Annotated in this window: 16 protein-coding genes and 1 pseudogene; 9 read left to right on the forward strand and 8 right to left on the reverse strand. The window is 73.9% G+C overall.

Annotated features, from left to right (window positions below):
* Positions 1-172 (forward strand): annotated as a pseudogene (locus tag AB0L29_RS35025) (cytochrome ubiquinol oxidase subunit I); the annotation flags it as partial.
* A 217-nt stretch (positions 173-389) separates the two neighbouring features.
* Here the strand turns inward: AB0L29_RS35025 and AB0L29_RS35030 are convergent.
* On the reverse strand, positions 390-848 hold the full coding sequence (locus AB0L29_RS35030) for an SPW repeat protein (protein ID WP_365833335.1): 459 nt from the start codon (positions 846-848) through the stop codon (positions 390-392).
* Positions 849-1,117: 269 nt separating this feature from the next.
* On the opposite strand from AB0L29_RS35030, the gene AB0L29_RS35035 reads away from it, so the two are divergent.
* Positions 1,118-3,100 carry an amino acid transporter gene (locus AB0L29_RS35035; RefSeq protein ID WP_365833337.1) on the forward strand — a complete coding sequence of 661 codons (1,983 nt, stop codon included), beginning with the start codon at positions 1,118-1,120 and terminating at the stop codon, positions 3,098-3,100.
* 82 nt (positions 3,101-3,182) lie between these two features.
* Here the strand turns inward: AB0L29_RS35035 and AB0L29_RS35040 are convergent, their stop codons facing one another.
* Positions 3,183-3,788, reverse strand: a complete 606-nt coding sequence (locus AB0L29_RS35040; protein ID WP_365833338.1) for a hypothetical protein — start codon at positions 3,786-3,788, stop codon at positions 3,183-3,185.
* A 286-nt stretch (positions 3,789-4,074) separates the two neighbouring features.
* Here AB0L29_RS35040 and AB0L29_RS35045 point away from each other — a divergent pair, with 286 nt between their 5' ends.
* From AB0L29_RS35045 to ykgO, 4 genes are all read left to right on the forward strand, one after another.
* On the forward strand, positions 4,075-4,362 hold the full coding sequence (locus AB0L29_RS35045) for a hypothetical protein (protein ID WP_365833340.1): 288 nt from the start codon (positions 4,075-4,077) through the stop codon (positions 4,360-4,362).
* A gap of 344 nt (positions 4,363-4,706) precedes the next feature.
* Positions 4,707-5,822, forward strand: a complete 1,116-nt coding sequence (locus AB0L29_RS35050) for a PP2C family protein-serine/threonine phosphatase (RefSeq protein ID WP_365833362.1) — start codon at positions 4,707-4,709, stop codon at positions 5,820-5,822.
* Between the two features lie 435 nt (positions 5,823-6,257).
* The gene (gene rpmG, locus AB0L29_RS35055; RefSeq protein ID WP_365833342.1) at positions 6,258-6,422 is read left to right on the forward strand and encodes a 50S ribosomal protein L33; all 165 of its coding nucleotides are present in this window, start codon (positions 6,258-6,260) and stop codon (positions 6,420-6,422) included.
* Positions 6,423-6,581: 159 nt separating this feature from the next.
* On the forward strand, positions 6,582-6,704 hold the full coding sequence (gene ykgO, locus AB0L29_RS35060) for a type B 50S ribosomal protein L36 (protein ID WP_365833344.1): 123 nt from the start codon (positions 6,582-6,584) through the stop codon (positions 6,702-6,704).
* 74 nt (positions 6,705-6,778) lie between these two features.
* Here the strand turns inward: ykgO and AB0L29_RS35065 are convergent, their stop codons facing one another.
* Positions 6,779-8,905 carry a SpoIIE family protein phosphatase gene (locus tag AB0L29_RS35065; protein WP_365833346.1) on the reverse strand — a complete coding sequence of 709 codons (2,127 nt, stop codon included), beginning with the start codon at positions 8,903-8,905 and terminating at the stop codon, positions 6,779-6,781.
* Positions 8,906-9,695: 790 nt separating this feature from the next.
* Between AB0L29_RS35065 and AB0L29_RS35070 the strand changes: the two genes are divergently transcribed.
* The gene (locus tag AB0L29_RS35070) at positions 9,696-10,361 is read left to right on the forward strand and encodes a CBS domain-containing protein (RefSeq protein WP_365833348.1); all 666 of its coding nucleotides are present in this window, start codon (positions 9,696-9,698) and stop codon (positions 10,359-10,361) included.
* Positions 10,362-10,446: 85 nt separating this feature from the next.
* Here AB0L29_RS35070 and AB0L29_RS35075 read toward each other — a convergent pair whose 3' ends face one another.
* The 5 genes from AB0L29_RS35075 to AB0L29_RS35095 form a co-directional block, all read right to left on the reverse strand.
* Entirely contained in the window at positions 10,447-11,256 is an 810-nt protein-coding gene (locus tag AB0L29_RS35075) for a Type 1 glutamine amidotransferase-like domain-containing protein (protein ID WP_365833350.1), read from the reverse strand.
* Between the two features lie 162 nt (positions 11,257-11,418).
* The gene (locus AB0L29_RS35080) at positions 11,419-11,760 is read right to left on the reverse strand and encodes a hypothetical protein (RefSeq protein ID WP_365833352.1); all 342 of its coding nucleotides are present in this window, start codon (positions 11,758-11,760) and stop codon (positions 11,419-11,421) included.
* Positions 11,761-12,131: 371 nt separating this feature from the next.
* Complete coding sequence (locus AB0L29_RS35085) at positions 12,132-13,196, reverse strand: glycoside hydrolase family 5 protein (RefSeq protein ID WP_365833354.1); 1,065 nt, start codon at positions 13,194-13,196, stop codon at positions 12,132-12,134.
* Positions 13,197-13,847: 651 nt separating this feature from the next.
* Positions 13,848-14,072 carry a hypothetical protein gene (locus AB0L29_RS35090; protein ID WP_365833356.1) on the reverse strand — a complete coding sequence of 75 codons (225 nt, stop codon included), beginning with the start codon at positions 14,070-14,072 and terminating at the stop codon, positions 13,848-13,850.
* A gap of 191 nt (positions 14,073-14,263) precedes the next feature.
* A complete protein-coding gene (locus tag AB0L29_RS35095; protein ID WP_365833358.1) occupies positions 14,264-15,178 on the reverse strand; it encodes a response regulator transcription factor in 915 nt (304 codons plus the stop codon).
* A 383-nt stretch (positions 15,179-15,561) separates the two neighbouring features.
* On the opposite strand from AB0L29_RS35095, the gene fabD reads away from it, so the two are divergent.
* Entirely contained in the window at positions 15,562-16,551 is a 990-nt protein-coding gene (gene fabD, locus AB0L29_RS35100; RefSeq protein ID WP_365833360.1) for an ACP S-malonyltransferase, read from the forward strand.
* 182 nt (positions 16,552-16,733) lie between these two features.
* Positions 16,734-16,829 (forward strand): biotin carboxylase N-terminal domain-containing protein (locus AB0L29_RS35105; protein ID WP_279617129.1); only part of this gene is annotated, 96 nt, incomplete at its 3' end.

The following is a 16,829-nucleotide window of genomic DNA, read 5'->3' on the forward strand; positions in this document are numbered from 1 at the left end:
GGCCACCAGCTGCCCGCCCCCACGCCACAACTTCACCACCCTGCCCAAGATCCGCTCCGAATCCCCCGCCTTCGACCTCCACCACCCCGACGTGGTGGGAGTGGACCAGGCGGAGGACACCGGGCGGCGCGACGTCATCGACGCCGAGGGCCACAAAGGCGACCGGCCGTGACCCGGGGGTCAGGGAAGGCCCCGCCCGGGGAGACGGGGCCAGTGGACGAACGTCTGCGTCAGCCGGCTCGCCCGCAGCGCGGGCAAGCGCACCCGTTGCTCCGCCTGGTACGCCGCCTCGCCCGGTGAGTCCCCCGCGCGGTGGCGGAAACCCGCGGCGGCCTCAGCCGCGCCGGTCACCGGCTCGGGCTCACCGCCCGCCGGTCACCGGCTCGGGCTCACCGCCGGGCGCCGTCGTGTTTCCCCGCCTTCTTCTCCGCTTTCTCCGTCAGGGCCAGCAGCAGCAAGGACAGGCTCGCCAGCACCACCAGCACGATGCCGATGACGACGTCGACCACCTGGGCGCCGTCGAACACCTCGGTCTTCTGCAGACTGATGACCCAGGGGGAGACGATCATCCAGACGCCCGCCGCCAGCACGACCAGATCGGGCCACTTCCCGGGGTACCAGGCGAACCGGGCGAGCGCGATGAAGAAGACGACCATCCCGACAGCCAGTTCGTTGCGATGCGCGTCCTTGGCCGTGTCGGGGTAGCCCACGATCCACGGAGCCACGAACAGCGCCACCGCGGTGACGATCATCAGCATTCCGATGAGCTGTTGCCGCTGCCCCCGCATCAGGGACTGCCGGACTTCCTGCCCGGACCGGTGCGTCTCCGGTTGGTGCGCAGTCGCCATGTCGCCACCTCCACCTGGCACGCTTTCCCCGGCCGGGTACCCGTCTGCGGGGGAACCCACCTGGCGCCCCAGCGGCACTTCGCGTTCCGAGCCGCGTTCCCCACAGGGGCTCCGACGCGCGACGGCCCGCGGGAGCACTGTCCTTCGCCGCCACCGCCGGGCCGACGCCCACCGCCAGGCATGGCATGCACGCGTCGGCCGATGCGGGGTAGAGGGCCCGAGACGCGTGGTCGGCGGATCGGCCGTGGCGAAAGGGCTGGGGGAAGGCTGTGGAGGACACGACGGGGCCGGTCCTGCCGGCGGTGGTGGACAGTCCCGCGCTGCGGACACGGCCTGCCGGCCGTCTGGCCGGGTGGCTGCTGCGCCACCGGGTGCAGCCGGTCGGGCCGGCGGCCGGTGAGGGACACGGCAAGCCGCACGCCTGGTGGAAGGTGATGTGCCTGACGGGGGTGGATTACTTCTCCAGCCTGGCCTACGTGCCGGCGATCGCCGTCTCGGCGGCCGGGGCGGTCTCTCCGCTGGCCACGCTGGTCATCGTGGCGCTGACCCTGCTCGGGATGCTGCCGATGTACCGGCGCGTGGCGCGGGAGAGCCCGCACGGGGCCGGTTCGGTGGCGATGCTGGAAGATCTGTTGCCGTTCTGGTGGGGCAAGCTGTTCGTGCTGGTCCTGCTCGGATTCGTCGCCACTTCGTGGATCGTCACGATCACCCTCTCCGCGGCGGACGCCTCCGTGCACATGGTGGAGAACCCCTACCTGCCCCACGCGCTGCACGGCCACGAGGTCGCCCTCACGGTGACCCTGCTGGTGCTGCTCGGCGGGGTGTTCCTGCTGGGTTTCAGCGAAGCGGTCGGTGTGGCCGTCCCGCTGGTGGCGGTCTTCCTGGTCCTCAACGCGGTCGTCATCGCCGCCGGGCTGGTGCACGTGGTCACCGGTGAGGAGGCGTGGGCCGCGTGGACCGGTGCCCTGGCCGACACCGGGGGCGGCCCGGCGGACCTCGCCGGTCCCGCGCTGCTGGCCTTTCCGCTGCTGGTGCTGGGCCTGTCGGGATTCGAGACCGGGGTGAGCATGATGCCGCTCGTGGCCGCCGGCGGCAGCGGTCCCGGGCAGCGGCTGGAATCCCGGATCCGCAACACCCGCAGGCTGCTCACCGCCGCCGCGGTCGTCATGAGCGTCTACCTGCTGTCCGCGAGCTTCGTCACCACGGTGCTCATCCCGCACCAGGAGTTCGAACCCGGCGGCGACGCCAACGGCAGGGCCCTGGCCTGGCTGGCCCACGAGCACGTCGGAGAGGCGTTCGGCACCGTCTACGACATCAGCACCATCCTGATCCTGTGGTTCGCCGGCGCATCGGCGATGGCGGGACTGGTCAACATCGTGCCCCGCTACCTGCCGGGCTACGGCATGGCCCCCGAGTGGGGGCGCGCGGTCCGCCCGGTCGTCCTCGTCTACACGGCCGTGTGCGTGGCCCTCACCCTCGCCTTCGGCGCCGATGTCAACGCCCAGGCCGGTGCCTACGCGACCGGCGTCCTGGCGATGATGGTCTCGGGCGCCTTCGCCGTCACCGTCTCCGCCGCGCGCCGTCACCGGCGTGCGGCCACCGCCGGCTTCGCCCTGCTCACCGCGGCTCTGTCCTACGCCCTGGCGGCGAACATCATCGACAAGCCCGACGGCATCGCGATCTCCGGCGTCTTCATCGCCGGGATCGTCCTGGTGTCGCTGATCTCCCGGATCGCCCGCACCACCGAACTGCGCGCCGACAGCATCGAGTTCGACCCGGCGGCACGCCGGTTCGTCACCGAGAGCCTCGCCCACGACCACTCCCTCAACATCGTCGCCAACCGCCGCCAGGCCGGCGACGGCGCCGAGTACGCCGAGAAGGAACGCGAGCAGCGGGGCGCCAACCCGGTACCCGGCCCCGCCGACATCCTGTTCCTGGAGATCGACGTGGTCGACCCGTCCGATTTCAGCGACACCCTCGCCGTCCACGGCGTCGAGGTGGACGGGTACCGGGTCCTGCGCGCCCAGGCCCCGGCCGCCCCCAACGCCATCGCCGCGATCCTGCTGGCCCTGCGCGACGCCACCGGCGTCAGGCCGCACTGCTACTTCGCCTGGGCCGAGGGCAGCCCTTTGAAGCACATGTTCCGCTACTTCCTCCTCGGCCGCGGCGACACCGCGCCCGTCACCCGCGAGATCATCCGCGAACACGAGCCCGACCCCGGCCGCCGCCCCGGCATCCACGTCGGCGGCTGACCCGGGCCGTGACCGGCCGGACGTCGTCACACCCGTCCGGCCTCCCGCGGCGCCGGCGGGGCGGGCGGCTCCGGCCCGGGGTTCAGTAGAGCTTGTCGACGGCCGTCACGGTGGTCTTCTTGAAGTCCGCGACCTGCGCGTGCTCGAAGGTGCCCATCTGCGCCCACCGGACATAGGTCACGGTCCTGCCGTCCCGGCCCACCGAGAACAGGCTGACGTCGGAGGAACCCCAGTCGGAGACGGTGTGCAGGCCGTAGACGCGGGCGCCCTCCTCGACCTTGATCTTGCCGTAGTCCTTCTCGGTCGCCGTCAGGCCCGGGTTCTCCTGCACGAGCCGCTCGGCACAGTCGGCGACCTTCTGGCGCAGCAGCGCGGCGAACGCCTTGGCCCGCTGCTCGTCGCGCTCCACCACGGTCACCTGGAACGCGTTGGTGTCGTACTCGGTCCAGTACTCGCGGTGACTGGAGATGGACGGCAGCGCCTCCCCCACGCAGACCGGCGGGTGCTCGGGCTGCCCGGCGGTGACCGGGCCAGCGTACCAGGGCGACGTCGGGTGCGGCGGCAGCTCGCCCGGTTCCAGGAAGCGGGGAGCGTCCGCCGCCGATGCGGGGACGGCGGCCAGCGCGACTGCGGTTCCGGCGGCCAGCGCGGCCAGCGCGAGTCGGGTACCGCGGGTGCGAGTGTTCATGGTTCCCCCATGCGATGCGGATCGGACGACCGGACGCGGACGGCGGGGAGTCGCAGTCGTGCGGCCCACCGCGGCACTCGCCGGTCATGACACGTCGTACGACCCGCCGTCGGGCCTCTTCGTTGCCCTCCGCCACCGCTACAGCTTTGTCACCGGCGTCACCGGACGGCAACGGCGCAGCTCCCCGGCTCACCCGGCGGTGCGCGGCGCGGCCCGGGTGCGAGGGCTCGCCCGGCGGCCCCGGTGAGGCACCGTGGGAACGGGGGCCCGACCGAGGAGGAACCCCGTGGAACGACCCGACGAGGAACTGCCGGACGACGAGGAACTGCTGGACTTCGACACAGGAACCCTCGAGGACTGGGACGAGGGCCGCGCGCGAGCCGCACTCGAGGGCGAGTACGGCGCGCTGTACCGGAACCACCTCCGCATCGCCCTCAAGCTGGACCAGTGGGCGCGGGCCGAGAGCCGGCGGACCGACACCGACGCCCGTTACAGGTCCGGTTACGTGCAGGCGCTGGAGGACATGGCCGCGTTCCTGAGGCAGGCCTTCTACCTCCCGGAGGACCCGGGGTGAGGGACCGGGACGGGCGTGGGCGCCCGGGCCGGGGAGACGGCCGGCCGACGCCTTCGCGGAAGACCGGGCCGCGCTGTGCGACGAGTGCCGTGGTCGCCTTCCGCCGCCGGCACGCCGGCACGCCGGCAGGAGACGGCAGGCGGCTCGTGACGGGCCCGGCCGCGCAGGAGTTCTCCTGGTGTTCGACGAGAGGCCCGGCCATGCCCCCTGCAGGTGGTCTCTGTCCGTGCCGCAGGAATGCGCGACCGGGTCGGGGATAAAAGTCTGGCGACCGCAGGGAGGTGGCAGTGGCCGCTGAGTTCGCACTGGGAGAGATCCTGGCGGCTGCCGAGGACGCAGCGCCGATGGAGTCGGTGGACGTCGTCGCGCGTTATCTGCAGAAGCGCTTCGGCGCGGTATCCGTCTCCCTGCTCTTCCTCGACTTCGTCGGGCAGGAGCTGGTACGGCTCAACGCGGCCGGGGACGCCGGACCCGGGGGAACCAGCACCGAGCGCATCCCCCTGCGGGGCAGCGCCTACGACCGGGTACTGCGCACCCAGCGGCTGCACCAGGAGCGGGACGCGGGGGGCGGGCACCGGGTCGTCGTTCCCGTCACGAACCGCGGTGACTGCGTCGGCGTCCTGGAGATGACGCTCCCCGGCACCGACGACACGGTCCTGCGGCACGTCGCGGAAGCCGCGCACGCACTGGCCTACATCATCGTGACCGACCGGCGCTTCACCGACCTCTACCAATGGGGCCAGCGCACCACGCGCATGACCCTCGCCGCGGAGATCCAGCACCAGCTGCTCCCCTCGGCGTCCTGCTGCGAGGCGCCGCAGTTCACCCTCGCCTGTGGGCTGGTGCCCGCCGACGACATCGGCGGTGACACCTACGACTACTGCCTCGACCACGACACCCTGCACCTTTCGCTGACCGACGCCATGGGGCACGACGTGGGGTCCGCGCTCCTGGCCACCCTTCTGCTCGGCGCCCTGCGTGGCGCCCGGCGCGCCGGCTGCAACGTGGCCGAACAGGCCCGCCGGGCCCACCAGGCGATCCTGGACCACGGCCGCGGCACCATGGCCACCGGACAGCTGCTGTGCATCAGGCTCGCGGAACAGCGCGTCCAGCTGATCAACGCCGGTCATCCCTGGCCGCTGCGGCTGCGCGACGGCGTCGTGGAGGAGATCCGCCTCTCCGTCAACCTGCCCTTCGGGGTCCCCTCGCCCGTCCCCTACCGCGTCCAGGAACTCGACCTGCGCCCCGGGGACCGGCTGCTCCTGACCACCGACGGCATGCAGGACCGGGCGGCGGCGGCCGTCGACCTGCCCGCCCTGCTGCACGACACCAGCGGCCTGCATCCCAGACAGGCGGTCCAGGAGCTCACCAACGCGGTACAGGAGGCCTGTCACGGTCATCCCGAGGACGACGCCACCGTGGTGTGCCTGGACTGGCACGGCCAGACCGGCAACCGCTGATCCCGCCGCCCGGGAGGGTCGGGTCAGGTCAGGACGCGTCGTACCGACTGACGGCGTCCACGGCCCGGGTGACACCGACGCGGTCCCTCGGCAGTCCGCGCAGGGGCGTCCAGCAGGCGGCGCCCGCCACCGCCGTGTCCCCCACCTCCACGACGGACTCGTCGAGGAGCTGGGGCCGGATCGCGGCCGGCCCGTCCCGGGCGCGTGGTCGCGGCCCGCTCCGGCCGCCGCCGTCGGCGGGTTCGGCGCCGGCATCCAGGTCGTCGGCCCGAGAAAACCCAGGGACGCCTTCCGCGGCCCGGCCGCAGCCCGCTGCGCCGGCGCCGCGGGCTGCGGCCGACGGGAATGTCCTGGTACAGCCCGCTGTTGCACAGCACAGAGACTGGCATGCGCAGATCAAATTCAGCGGGTGCCGGTCCGCGAAAGGAGGGCCCCATGGCACGCAGCACCGCGCGTCCCGTCGTCCGGCTGAAGTCGACGGCCGGGACCGGCGTCACCTACGTCACGCGCAAGAACCGCCTGAACCAGCCCGACCGGATGGTCCTGCGCAAGTACGACCCGGTGGCCGGACGGCACGTCCTCTTCCGCGAGGAGAGGTAGGACCGTGGACGCGGCGGCCCGCGTCGGGCGGTTCGCACGGCGATACGGCCGCTCGGCCGCGGCCGTCCCCGAACGCGGCCGGGACCTGTGCTCCCCGGCCGGGGCACCAGGACCGGTGCCGGAGCACGAAGAGCACAGGAAGACGAGGAGAGGACGACCATGAAGGTGCGCAAGTCCCTGCGCTCGCTGAAGGCCAGGCCCGGTGCCCAGGTGGTGCGCCGACGGGGCGTGACCTTCGTCGTCAACAAGAAGGACCCCCGCTTCAAGGCCCGCCAGGGCTGAGCACCCGGCGAGGCGCGGGACACGCCGAAGGGCCGGCCCTCCCGGGCCGGCCCTTCGGCGTCCGGGGTGTTCCGTCACCGCCCGTGCCCCGCTCCGTGGTGCAGCACGAGCAGAGCGACGTCGTCGGCGCGCTGGCCCGTGGTGCCGACGTTGCCCAGCAGGTCGTCGATGAGCCCCTCCAGGTCCCGGTCGTCGGCCCGGGCGAGACGACGGGCGAGGCGGGCGATGGCGTCGTCCAGGTCGACCCCGGGAGCCTCGATGAGGCCGTCGGTGTAGAAGGCGAGGGTCATCCCCGGGGTGAGCGGGATCCCGGTCACGGGGAACACGGCGTCGGGGTCGATCCCCAGGAGCGGTCCGGGCGGGACGGCCACGGGCCGGCTGTCGCCGCCGGGCAGGCGCAGCAGCGGTGGCGGGTGGCCGGCGCTGGCCAGGGTCACGCTCCGGCGGGCGAAGTCGAGGTGGGCGTAGAGGCAGCTGGTGAACAGGTCGGAGCCGAGGTCGATGAGGAGCCGGTTGGTCCGGGCGAGGACCTGGTCGGGGGGCGTGCCCGAGGACGCTTGGGCGTGCACTCCGGTGCGGACCTGGCCCATGAGGGCGGCGGCGGCGACGTTGTGGCCCTGCACGTCGCCGATGACGGCCGCGGCGGCGGTGTCGCCGAGCCGGATCAGGTCGTAGAAGTCCCCGCCGATGTCCATGCCGTGGGTGGCGGGCAGGTAGCGGGCGGCGACCCGCAGGCCGTCGACGGCGGGGAGGGTGCGCGGGAGCAGCGCCTGCTGCAGGCCGTGGGCGAGTTCGTGTTTGGTGTCGTACAGGCGGGCGCGGTCGAGGGCCTGGGCGATCAGCCCGGCGAGGGAGGTCATGACGGCTCGTTCCTCGGCCGGGAACTCGTGGGGGTGGTCGTAGGACAGGACGCAGCAGCCGACCGGCCTTCCGGAGATGATCAACGGCAGGAAGGCCCAGGCGTGCTTGCCGCTGACGAGCGGGGCCTGCGGGTAGACGCGCCGCATCTCCTCCTGGTCGGCGAAGAAGGCGGGGATGCCGCTGCCCAGAGCGCGCCCTGCCGGGGTGAAGTCGGTGTCCAGGGGCAGCCCGTCCAGGGCGGCGATGGCGTGAGGGGTGTAGCCGCGGTGGCCTGTGATCCGCAGCCGGCCGGCCTCGGCGGCGGACAGGACCAGCCCCTGGGCGCCGAAGGCGGGCATGATCTGGTCGGCGACCAGGTCGATCACGTCCTGGACGCCGACGACCTCGGTCAGCGCGGCGGCCAGGTGCGTGAGCTGGTAGAGCTGGCCGGCCCGGGCGGGTGTGGCACTGCGCGAGGACCGGTGGGGCGCGGGTACGGGCGGGGGCTGTGCGCCGGTGCGGACGATGCGGACGCTGATGCCGCTGGCGTCGGGGTAGAGGTGGAAGTCCAGCCACTGGTCCGGCGGGCGGCACGCGGTGAAGGCCACGGGCTCGCGGCTGAGCAGCGCGGCACGGTAGCGGTCCTCGTAGGTCGGGTCGTCCAGCCAGCGCAGGGACTGCCACGGCACGGTGCCCAGCAGCCGGTCGGCGTCGCTGTCCAGCAGCTCGCAGGCCCCGGCGCTCAGGAAGGTGAAGCGTCCCTCCAGGTCCAGTGCGCAGCTCCCGCCGGGCAGGCGCTCGATGAAGTCGGCCATCGCCATCGCCGGGCTCGCGGAGGCGTGCCCGGTTCCGGCCGGGACGACACGAGGCGGGCCCTTGACGCCCAACGGCCTGCCGCCGTCGGCGGCTTCCTCCAGCGCGCGGGCCAGACGCCGGCAGCTGGAGGCGATGTTGCTGCGTTCCCGCCCGGTCATGTACGGCGGACGGGTGGCCGGCCACATCAGCAGCAGGGCACCCCACCGCCGGACTCCGTTGACCGGCGCCGCGACCAGCGCCAACGGGTAGGGAAGCGTTATCGCGGCGCGCGGATAGGAGCGGGCCATCTCCTCCTGGCTGCCCACCCACACCAGGCGGTCGTCCCGGACGGCGTCGGTCACCGGCGCCGGGGAGGCGAGCGAGATCCTCGTCCACGGTGCGGCCAGTTCGACGGGCGCCCCGCACATCACGTGCAGACGCAGCAGCTGTTCGTCCGGTGCGAGCAGGTACAGAGCACCGATGGACGCGCCGGTGCGACGCACCGTCTCGGTGAACGCGGCGTCCAGCCCGTCGGCACCGGCGTCCGGATCACCCGTGCCGGTCACGAGGCACCTCCCTCGTTCATATCAGGACGTTACGCCCAAGGGCGGCGATCGGCACACCGCTTCGCGACGGTGACCGCCCCGGCCCGGGGCCGGGTCCCGGGGTCCTTCTCCCGCCTTCCCTCCGCGGCCCCGCGGGGGATGCACCGGCCCGCGCCGTCGGAGGTCTTCGGCCCGCACGCCGCCCGCGGCGTCCGCCGCACGGCGCCGGCCGGCGACGTCACCCGAGGACCCGCACCAGGGCTTCTCCGCCCGGCCGGCGCCCGCGCTCCGCACGTGCCGTGCGGCGGGCCCCGGGTCCGGGCCCCGTGACGGCCGCCGGCCGGCCCGCCCCTGCCGCTCCGGCGGGCCCCGGCCGCCGGAGCGGCCGCGGGCCCGGCCCGGTCGTCCCCGGCGCCCTCGCCGGTGGGGCGGGGGCGCCGCGTCCGGCTCCGCCGGGACTGCGGCCGCGGCGGGGCCTCACCGGGGCCGGGCGGTCCACGCGGTGGCGGCGGTCAGTCCGCCGTCCCCGCGAGGGCGGTGCGCCGGCCCGTGACGGGCCGGCGCCGGACACCGCATGAGGCGTTGTCAATGGGCCGGGGCGGTGGTCCGGGCGTCCGGACGGCGCCCTCGCCGGGCGGCCGGCGGGGGGGTGCCCGGAACCTGCCGGCCGGGATCCGGGAACGGGACGGCCCTGACCGTGCCCGGGCGGCTCCGAGTCGGGCTAAGTTCGGGGAGTGGGAGTCAGAGGCACGACCGGGGCACCGCTGGACGCTTCCTTCTGCGCCGGTGGTCGGAGAAAGGAAGGCCCCGAATGAACCACCTGAGGGTCCGCGACCTGATGAGTGACGCGGTCGTACGGGTCCAGGGCGGTACGCCGTTCAAGGAGATCGCCCATCTGCTGCAGGAGTACGGCATCACCGCGGTCCCCGTGGTGGACGAGGAGAACCGCCCGGTGGGCGTGGTGTCGGAGGCGGACCTCCTGCACAAGATGTGGGGCCGGCCGGCGGACGACGCCGCGGGGTCCGGCGTCCGCCCGCGGCCGGCCAAGGCCCTGGCCACGGACGCGGCGGGGCTGATGACCTCGCCCGCCGTCTGCGCGCGGGAGGACTGGAGCGTCGTGGACGCCGCCCGGGTGATGGCCCAGCACGGCATCAAGCGGCTCCTGGTGGTCGACGGCGAACGGCGGTTGATCGGCGTGGTGAGCCGGAGCGACCTGCTCCGTGTCTTCCTGCGCAAGGACCAGGCGATCCGTACCGAGATCGTCGAGGAGGTCCTGGTCAAGGCGCTGGGCGAGGCTCCCTCGGCCGTGCAGGTGGACGTGACGCACGGACACGTCGTGCTCACCGGGCGGCTCTCCTCCCGGCTCGCGGTCCCCGTCCTGGAGGAGCTGTGCCGCAACGTCGACGGCGTGGTGGCCGTGGAGTTCCGGCCGGTGCGCGAGGCCGGCAGCGGCGAACCGGCGCACCTGGGCCCGTGACGGCGGGCGGCCGGAGGGCCTGCCGTGCGCAACGGCGGACGGCCCGGACGCGCGCCGCCGTCGCCGGCGTGCCGGCGGCCGCCGTCTACCTCGTCCGCCTCGTCTCCCCCACCGGCCACCGGCTGTCCGGCGTCCACCGCAGGGGGAAGGACCGGCCGGCGCGGTACGCGCCGACGGAGACGGCCACCGCGCCCTCCGCTTCCGCCGGTGCGCGCCGCACCAGGTGTGCCGCCCCGAGTCCGGACACCTCGGCACGGTCCTCGTGGACGGTGAGGCAGGTGTCCTCGTCGATCGCCACGCCGTACGGGACGTCCCCGCGGCGCACGGCCTCGACGAGCCGGGGCAGGGTCCCCCACTGTGCGGCGTGCACGTCGACCGTGAAGGGGACCAGGCCGAGGCCGGGCCGGACCTCGATCTCGTCGAGGTCCTCGGCGGCGTCTTCCGGGCACACGGCGATACCGCCGGACGTCCAGCCTCCCACCAGGGCGTGGCGGGAGGCGACGACGGCCCCCGCGGAGAAGCCCGCGTAGGGCATGGCCCCGGCTCGCAGCAGGGCGGGCAGGCCGGCCCGCACGGGGGCGAGGGCCTGCTGGTAGGCCGGGGTGAGGCCGCCGCCGACGAGCAGGGCGTCCGCCCGGCCGAGCAGGGCCGGGTCGAAGGAGTGGCCCACCGGTACCGGTACGGGCACGGGGACACAGGGCGCGACGGCCCGCAGGACCGCGTCGTAGCGGGCGAAGGACTCCTGCGCGTGCCCGTCGCCCTCGTCGACCAGCAGGCAGGCGATCACGGGGGTCCCGCCCGCTCGTCTGGCGGCGGCCGCGGCGAGGAAGGGGCCGTGGACGAGGTCCGCGGCTTTCCCGCGCCAGCCGCCGCCGATCAGGTGTACGGATGTCACGCGTCTCTCCTCGCAGGTGGCGGGTGCCCCGGCGCCTGCGGCACGGGGTCGGTGCGGGTCGAGGCTAGGCAAGCGATCATCGTGCGTACAGCTAAAGATGCTTAGGTGTCGTTAGCCCGCCTTCAGTCGCCCCGCCCCTCCGATCCCGGCGCGCCGTACGAGTCAGCAGGAGCTGCCGCACGAGGACGAACTGCCGCATGAGGAGGAGCTGCCGCACGAGGACGAACTGCCGCACGAACAGTCGCTCTGCGGCCCTCCGCCGGAGTCGTCCGCGGCGTACCACGACGAGCAGCTGAGCGAACTGCCGCCGGCCGTCGCCGCTCCCGCCTTCGCAGCGCCGCTCGCCGGCCACGGCCCATGGCCGCGCCCGGCACCGTGACCGCGCACGGAGGCCTGCAGCCCCAGGTCGTCCCAGGCGCGCCGCCAGGCCCGGCGCACCCCCCACACGCACACCGCGACGAGGCCCGCCACGGCCACGCCCACCAGGACCAACGTGATCCCCATGGTTCCCCCTCCCCCGCCGGGCGTTCGCACCGGCTGTCCGGAGGATGCCCTGGGCCGCGGCGGCCCGAAGCCCTCTTTGAGCAAGCTCAGAGGTTCCGTGCCCGCCGGGCCGCGGTCCCTGCGGCGGCCGGGCCGGACGCGCCGCACGGGGTCCGCACCGCCACCGGGAACGTACGGTCCCTCAGGTGTCCGTCGGCAAAGCTCCGCGGGTCCCGCCGCGGATCCCGCGGAGGGACCCGCGGCGAGACCAGCGGACCGGGCCGCGGCCGCTCCGGGCCCGCCCCCTGCCGGCCGTGCACCGCGCACCGTGCGACCGCCCGTCCGGCCGGGCGTCCCGAGCGGACGGGCGGGCGGGCGCGGGAGGCCGCGCGTCAGCCGGTGGGGAAGTCGTCCGGTGTCCTGATGCGGTCACGGATCCAGACGCCGGCCGGCTTGAGGGACGAAGTCCCGGTCCAGGGGCCGTCGTTCGCACAGGTTCCGGTGTTGAAGACGGCACCGGTGCGGTGGTCGTCGGAGTAGTTCCAGTTGACCCAGCCGATCTTCTTGTCGGCCATCAGGTCGAGGTAGCGCTGGGACATGGCGAAGTCGTTGCCGCCCTCACCCGCGTAGTTCTGGGTGCCGAACTCCGTGACGAACACCGGCAGCCGGTCCGCGGCGCGGGAGAGGGTCGCCAGGTACTCGTCCCGGTGCGAGTCGGCGTAGAAGTGGAAGGTGTACATGATGTTCGGGGCGTCGACCGGGTCGGCGACGACCTCGGACTCGTCGGCCCCCTCCGAGACGCCGAACGAGGACCACGCGCGGGTGCCGACCAGGACGGGGGCGTCGGGGTCGACGGCCCGGATGACCGGGATGACCTGCTCCGCGTAGCTCTTGATCCGCGACCAGCTCACGCCGCTGGGCTCGTTGGCGATCTCGTAGAGGATGTTGTTCCTGCCGTGGTTCCTCTTCGCGATCTCGGTGAAGAACCTCCTGGCGTCGGCGAGGTTGGTGTGCGGGTCCCCGGGAGAGAGCATGTGCCAGTCGACGATCACGTACATGCCCCGGTCCGTCGCCTGCCGGATGAGGGAGTCGGCGAGGTCCGTGAAGCGCTGGGGGTCGGTCTCGTAGCCCCCTTCCTGCACGTAGGTGGAGACGCGCAGGACGTCGGCCTTCCAGTCCTTCGCCAGGGCGTCGAGCGAGCCGCTCGTCAGGCACTGCGCGTACCACTGGGTGCCGTGCGTGCTCATGCCGCGCAGTTGGACGGCCTTGCCGTGCGCGTTGCAGAGCTTGGTACCGCAGACCTCGAGCCGGCCGTTGAGGGCGACGGGGGTCGTGGCGGCGGGGGTGCGGGGGGACGGGTGGAGAACCGCGTCGGCGGCCGGCGCGGCGGTGAGGGCGAGGAGGAGCGCGCCGCCCAGTGCCGCGGCTGTACGTGGCCGCAGGCGTGCCGGTTTCATGGGGGACTCCGTTCGGAGGACCGACAGTTAGGAAACTTTCCTAACCGGATGGAAGCAGGGCGGAGCCGAGTTTGCAAGGTTCACGACAACCGTGACGTGCGGCCGAAGCGCCTGACGGAAGGTCACCGCCGCCCGGCGCACGGGTGGTGACCTTCCGTCAGGCGCGGACCGGCACCGGCGCATCGAGGAGGCCCGGCCCGCGCCCGGTACGATCCCCCGCGGGCCCGGCATCGACGTGCGCCCGCGCAGGAAACGGATCCCCGTCGGCGGCGGCATCACACCCCGCGCGTACACGGGCAGCGCCGGTCTGACCGGCTCCTCGCCGCGGTCCGCCGACGGGTCCTTCGTGCGGATCACCGGCGCGGACCGCCACGCCGCGTACCTGTCCGCCTTCCACAGGGTCCGTTCGGCCCGCGGTGGCCGGCCCTCGCCGGCGCGGCCACCGCTCGGCCGGCCGGTCCTGCCGGCCGGCCCAGGGCCTGTCGTCGAACTCCCGCCTGCCCCGCGACGCCCTGCACGCACTCTCGGCGTGCCGGGCGCAGACCCGAGTACATCCACAGGACGAGGGCCCGCGCCCGGCACGCCGGGAGCACGCACCCGACGCCGCGGGGCCCGCCCTCCGGGCGGACGACGGGAATCTGACGACAGGCCCTAGAACAGGCGCCCCTGTTCGCTGCGCGCGGCGCCGTTGCGGGAACGGCGCCGGGTGGCGGGCCGGGGCGGGGCCTGCCGCCCGAACAGGGGTGGCGTGCCGTACTCGTCCGGTTCGGCCGGCACCGGCGCGGCGCCGGCGTCCACGTCCAGACGCAGCGGAGCCTCCCGGTCGAAGTCCGCCGGCGTCATGTCCGTCCACTCGGGCCCCTGATGCTCACTCACGCCCCTTTCCTACCCTGCCCGCCCCGCGCCCTATCCGGCGGGCTCGGGCACACCGTCGCGGGCGCGTGACCGTCGTGCACGGGAGCGCCGCACGAGGCGCTGACCGGGATCGACGCCGAGGCGTTCGAGCGGATGCTCGGCGAGGCCTCGGACCGGGCCGACCGGGCGGCGGACGCGCAGGGCGCGCCCGGTCAGTGACGGTCCGACGGTAACCGCAGGCGGGCACGGGTGACGTCGCGCACGCGGGACGCGGGACGCACCACCCTGAGCGGTTCGGCCGTGGCCGGGCCGCCCGCCGCCCGGCCACTCGCGCGGCGCCGGGACGCCCTCGTGCCGCCGGTGGTCTCGGCGGGGCGCACGGGAGCGGGACGGCCCGGCGCGGTGAAGCGGAAACCGACGCCCCGGACGGTGACGATCCAGCCGTCGTCGTCCAGCTTCCGGCGCAGGCTGGCGACGTGGGTGTCCACCGTGCGGCTCCGCTTGTTCCAGGCGTCGCCCCACACCTTGAGCATGATCTCCTCCCGGGAGACGACGGTTCCCGAGCGCGAGACCAGCAGGTGGAGGAGGTCGAACTCCTTCTCCGTCAGGGCGAGGCACCGCTCGCCGATGCGGGCCTCCCGGGTGACGGCGTCGACCCGCACCGGTGATTCGTCGTCGCGGCCGGGCACCGTGGCGCGGGGCCGCGCGGCACGCGCGCGGCGCAGCACCGCCTCGACGCGTGCGACCAGTTCCCTGAACCCGTAGGGCTTGTCGAGGCAGTCGTCCGCGCCCGCGCGCAGGGCCCGCACGCGGGTGGCCTCCGTGCGGTCGGCGCTGACGGCCACCACGGGCACGCCGGCGACGGCCCGGATCTCGTGGCACAGGCGCGGCCCCGCCTGCTCGCAGACGCTCAGGTCCAGCAGGACGACGTCGGCCTGCCGGCAGGAGCGCAACGCCTCGCCCGCCGTGGTCACGTGGTCCACCTCGAAGCCCTGCCGTCGCAGGCCGGCGGCCACGCAGCGGGCGAGTCTGCGGTCGCTCTCGACGAGCAGTATGCGCACGGGGGTCACCCCGCTCTCGGCGTCGTGCTCCACTGCGGACAACACACGTCGGTCGGTCGTGGCCATGTCTTCCTCGGGTTCGGGATCCGGGACCGGTGAACGTCGGCGAATGCACGGAAAGGCGTTCGGCGGTTGCGCGACGCTTTGTTCTCCGGCTGAAAGATATCGGGGGGACCTTGCGGAACGCACGGCCGTCTTGCACTCCTGTAACGAGCCTCTGTCCCTTCCTTTTGGATTTTGCAGTCCTCTGACGAACCTTTGCCCTGCCCTTTCGCAGCCTTGACGCGGCGCCCCGCTCCGGTGAAGCTCTGAAACACCCGGCCGCCTTCTCGCGCCGCCATGCCGAATTCATCCACGCGGTTCCCCTCACGGCCTTTCGCCCTGCGTGCGCCGGGTCCTGCAGGAGCAGCCGTCAAGAGTGCGTCACGGAGCGGAGGAAGCAACGAGACATGACATCCACGGCGTTCGTCTTTCCCGGCCAGGGTTCGCAGCGCGTCGGCATGGGCGCCGACTTCGTACAGCGGCGTCCCGATCTGGTCGACACGTACTACCGCACCGCCGACGAGCTGCTCGGCTTCCCCCTGTCCGACCTGTGCCGGCAAGGGCCCGCCGAGGCCCTGCGCGACACCGCGGTCACCCAGCCGGCGGTCTTCCTGACCAGCGCCGTCGTCCTCGACGTCCTGCGCGCGCACGACGTCGAGCCCGACGTCGTCGCCGGTCACAGTCTCGGCGAGTACACGGCCGCGGTGTGCGCCGGCGTCCTGTCCTGGCAGGACGCCCTGCGCCTGGTGCGGCTGCGCGGGCGGCTCATGGCCGAGGTCAACGAGCGGGTGCCGGGGGCCATGACGGCCGTGGTGGGCCTGGACCTGCCCGCCGTCGAAGCCCTGTGCGCCCGGGCGGCCGCCGAGACGGGGCAGGTGGTCGAGGTGGCCAACGACAACGAGCCCGCCCAGACCGTGGTCTCGGGCCAGACGGCGGCGGTCGCGGCGGTGGCCGAGGCGGCGCGGCGGGCGGGCGCCCGGCGGGTCGTTCCCCTCGGGGTGGGCGCGCCGTTCCACTGCACGCTGATGCGGGACATCGAGGCGGAGTTCGCCGAGGCGCTGGCCGCGGTGGACTTCCGCGATCCTTCGGTGCCCATGGTCTCCAGTGTCACGGCCGCCCCGCTGACCAGCGCGCAGGAGATCGTCTCGGTGCTGCGCAGGCAGCTGTCCGCACCGGTGCGGTGGACCGGGACCGTGCGCGCGCTGGCCGACCGGGGAGTGCGGCGGTACGTCGAGGTCGGGCCGGGCCGTGTGCTGGCCGGTCTGTGCCGCAGGATCGACCCCGGCGCCCGCACCCACACCACCGGAACGGTCGCCGAACTCGCCGCGACCGTGGACGCCTTCGGGGCGGACGGGACCGGTACCGACCAAGCCGGCGCGCAGGCGGTCCCCGCCTGACACCCGCCGTTCCACCACCCGGCCCGCCTCACGCAGGGGCTTCGCCCCGCAGGCGTACGGGACACCGCTCCGTCGTGGCCGCCACCGCCACGCGGCCCCACCCACTCCCACCCGTCCCGTACGGCCCCACCCCACGGCGTGCGGGATCCGACCCCACGGTCTTTGGAGGTATTCGCGTCATGCTGCGCAAGGTGCTCATCGCCAATCGTGGCGAAATCGCTGTCCGCGTGGCCCGGGCCTGCCGGGATGCCGGGATCGCGAGCGTGGCCGTCTACGCC

Source organism: Streptomyces sp. NPDC052701, assembly GCF_040678355.1.
Taxonomy (GTDB): Bacteria; Actinomycetota; Actinomycetes; order Streptomycetales; family Streptomycetaceae; genus Streptomyces.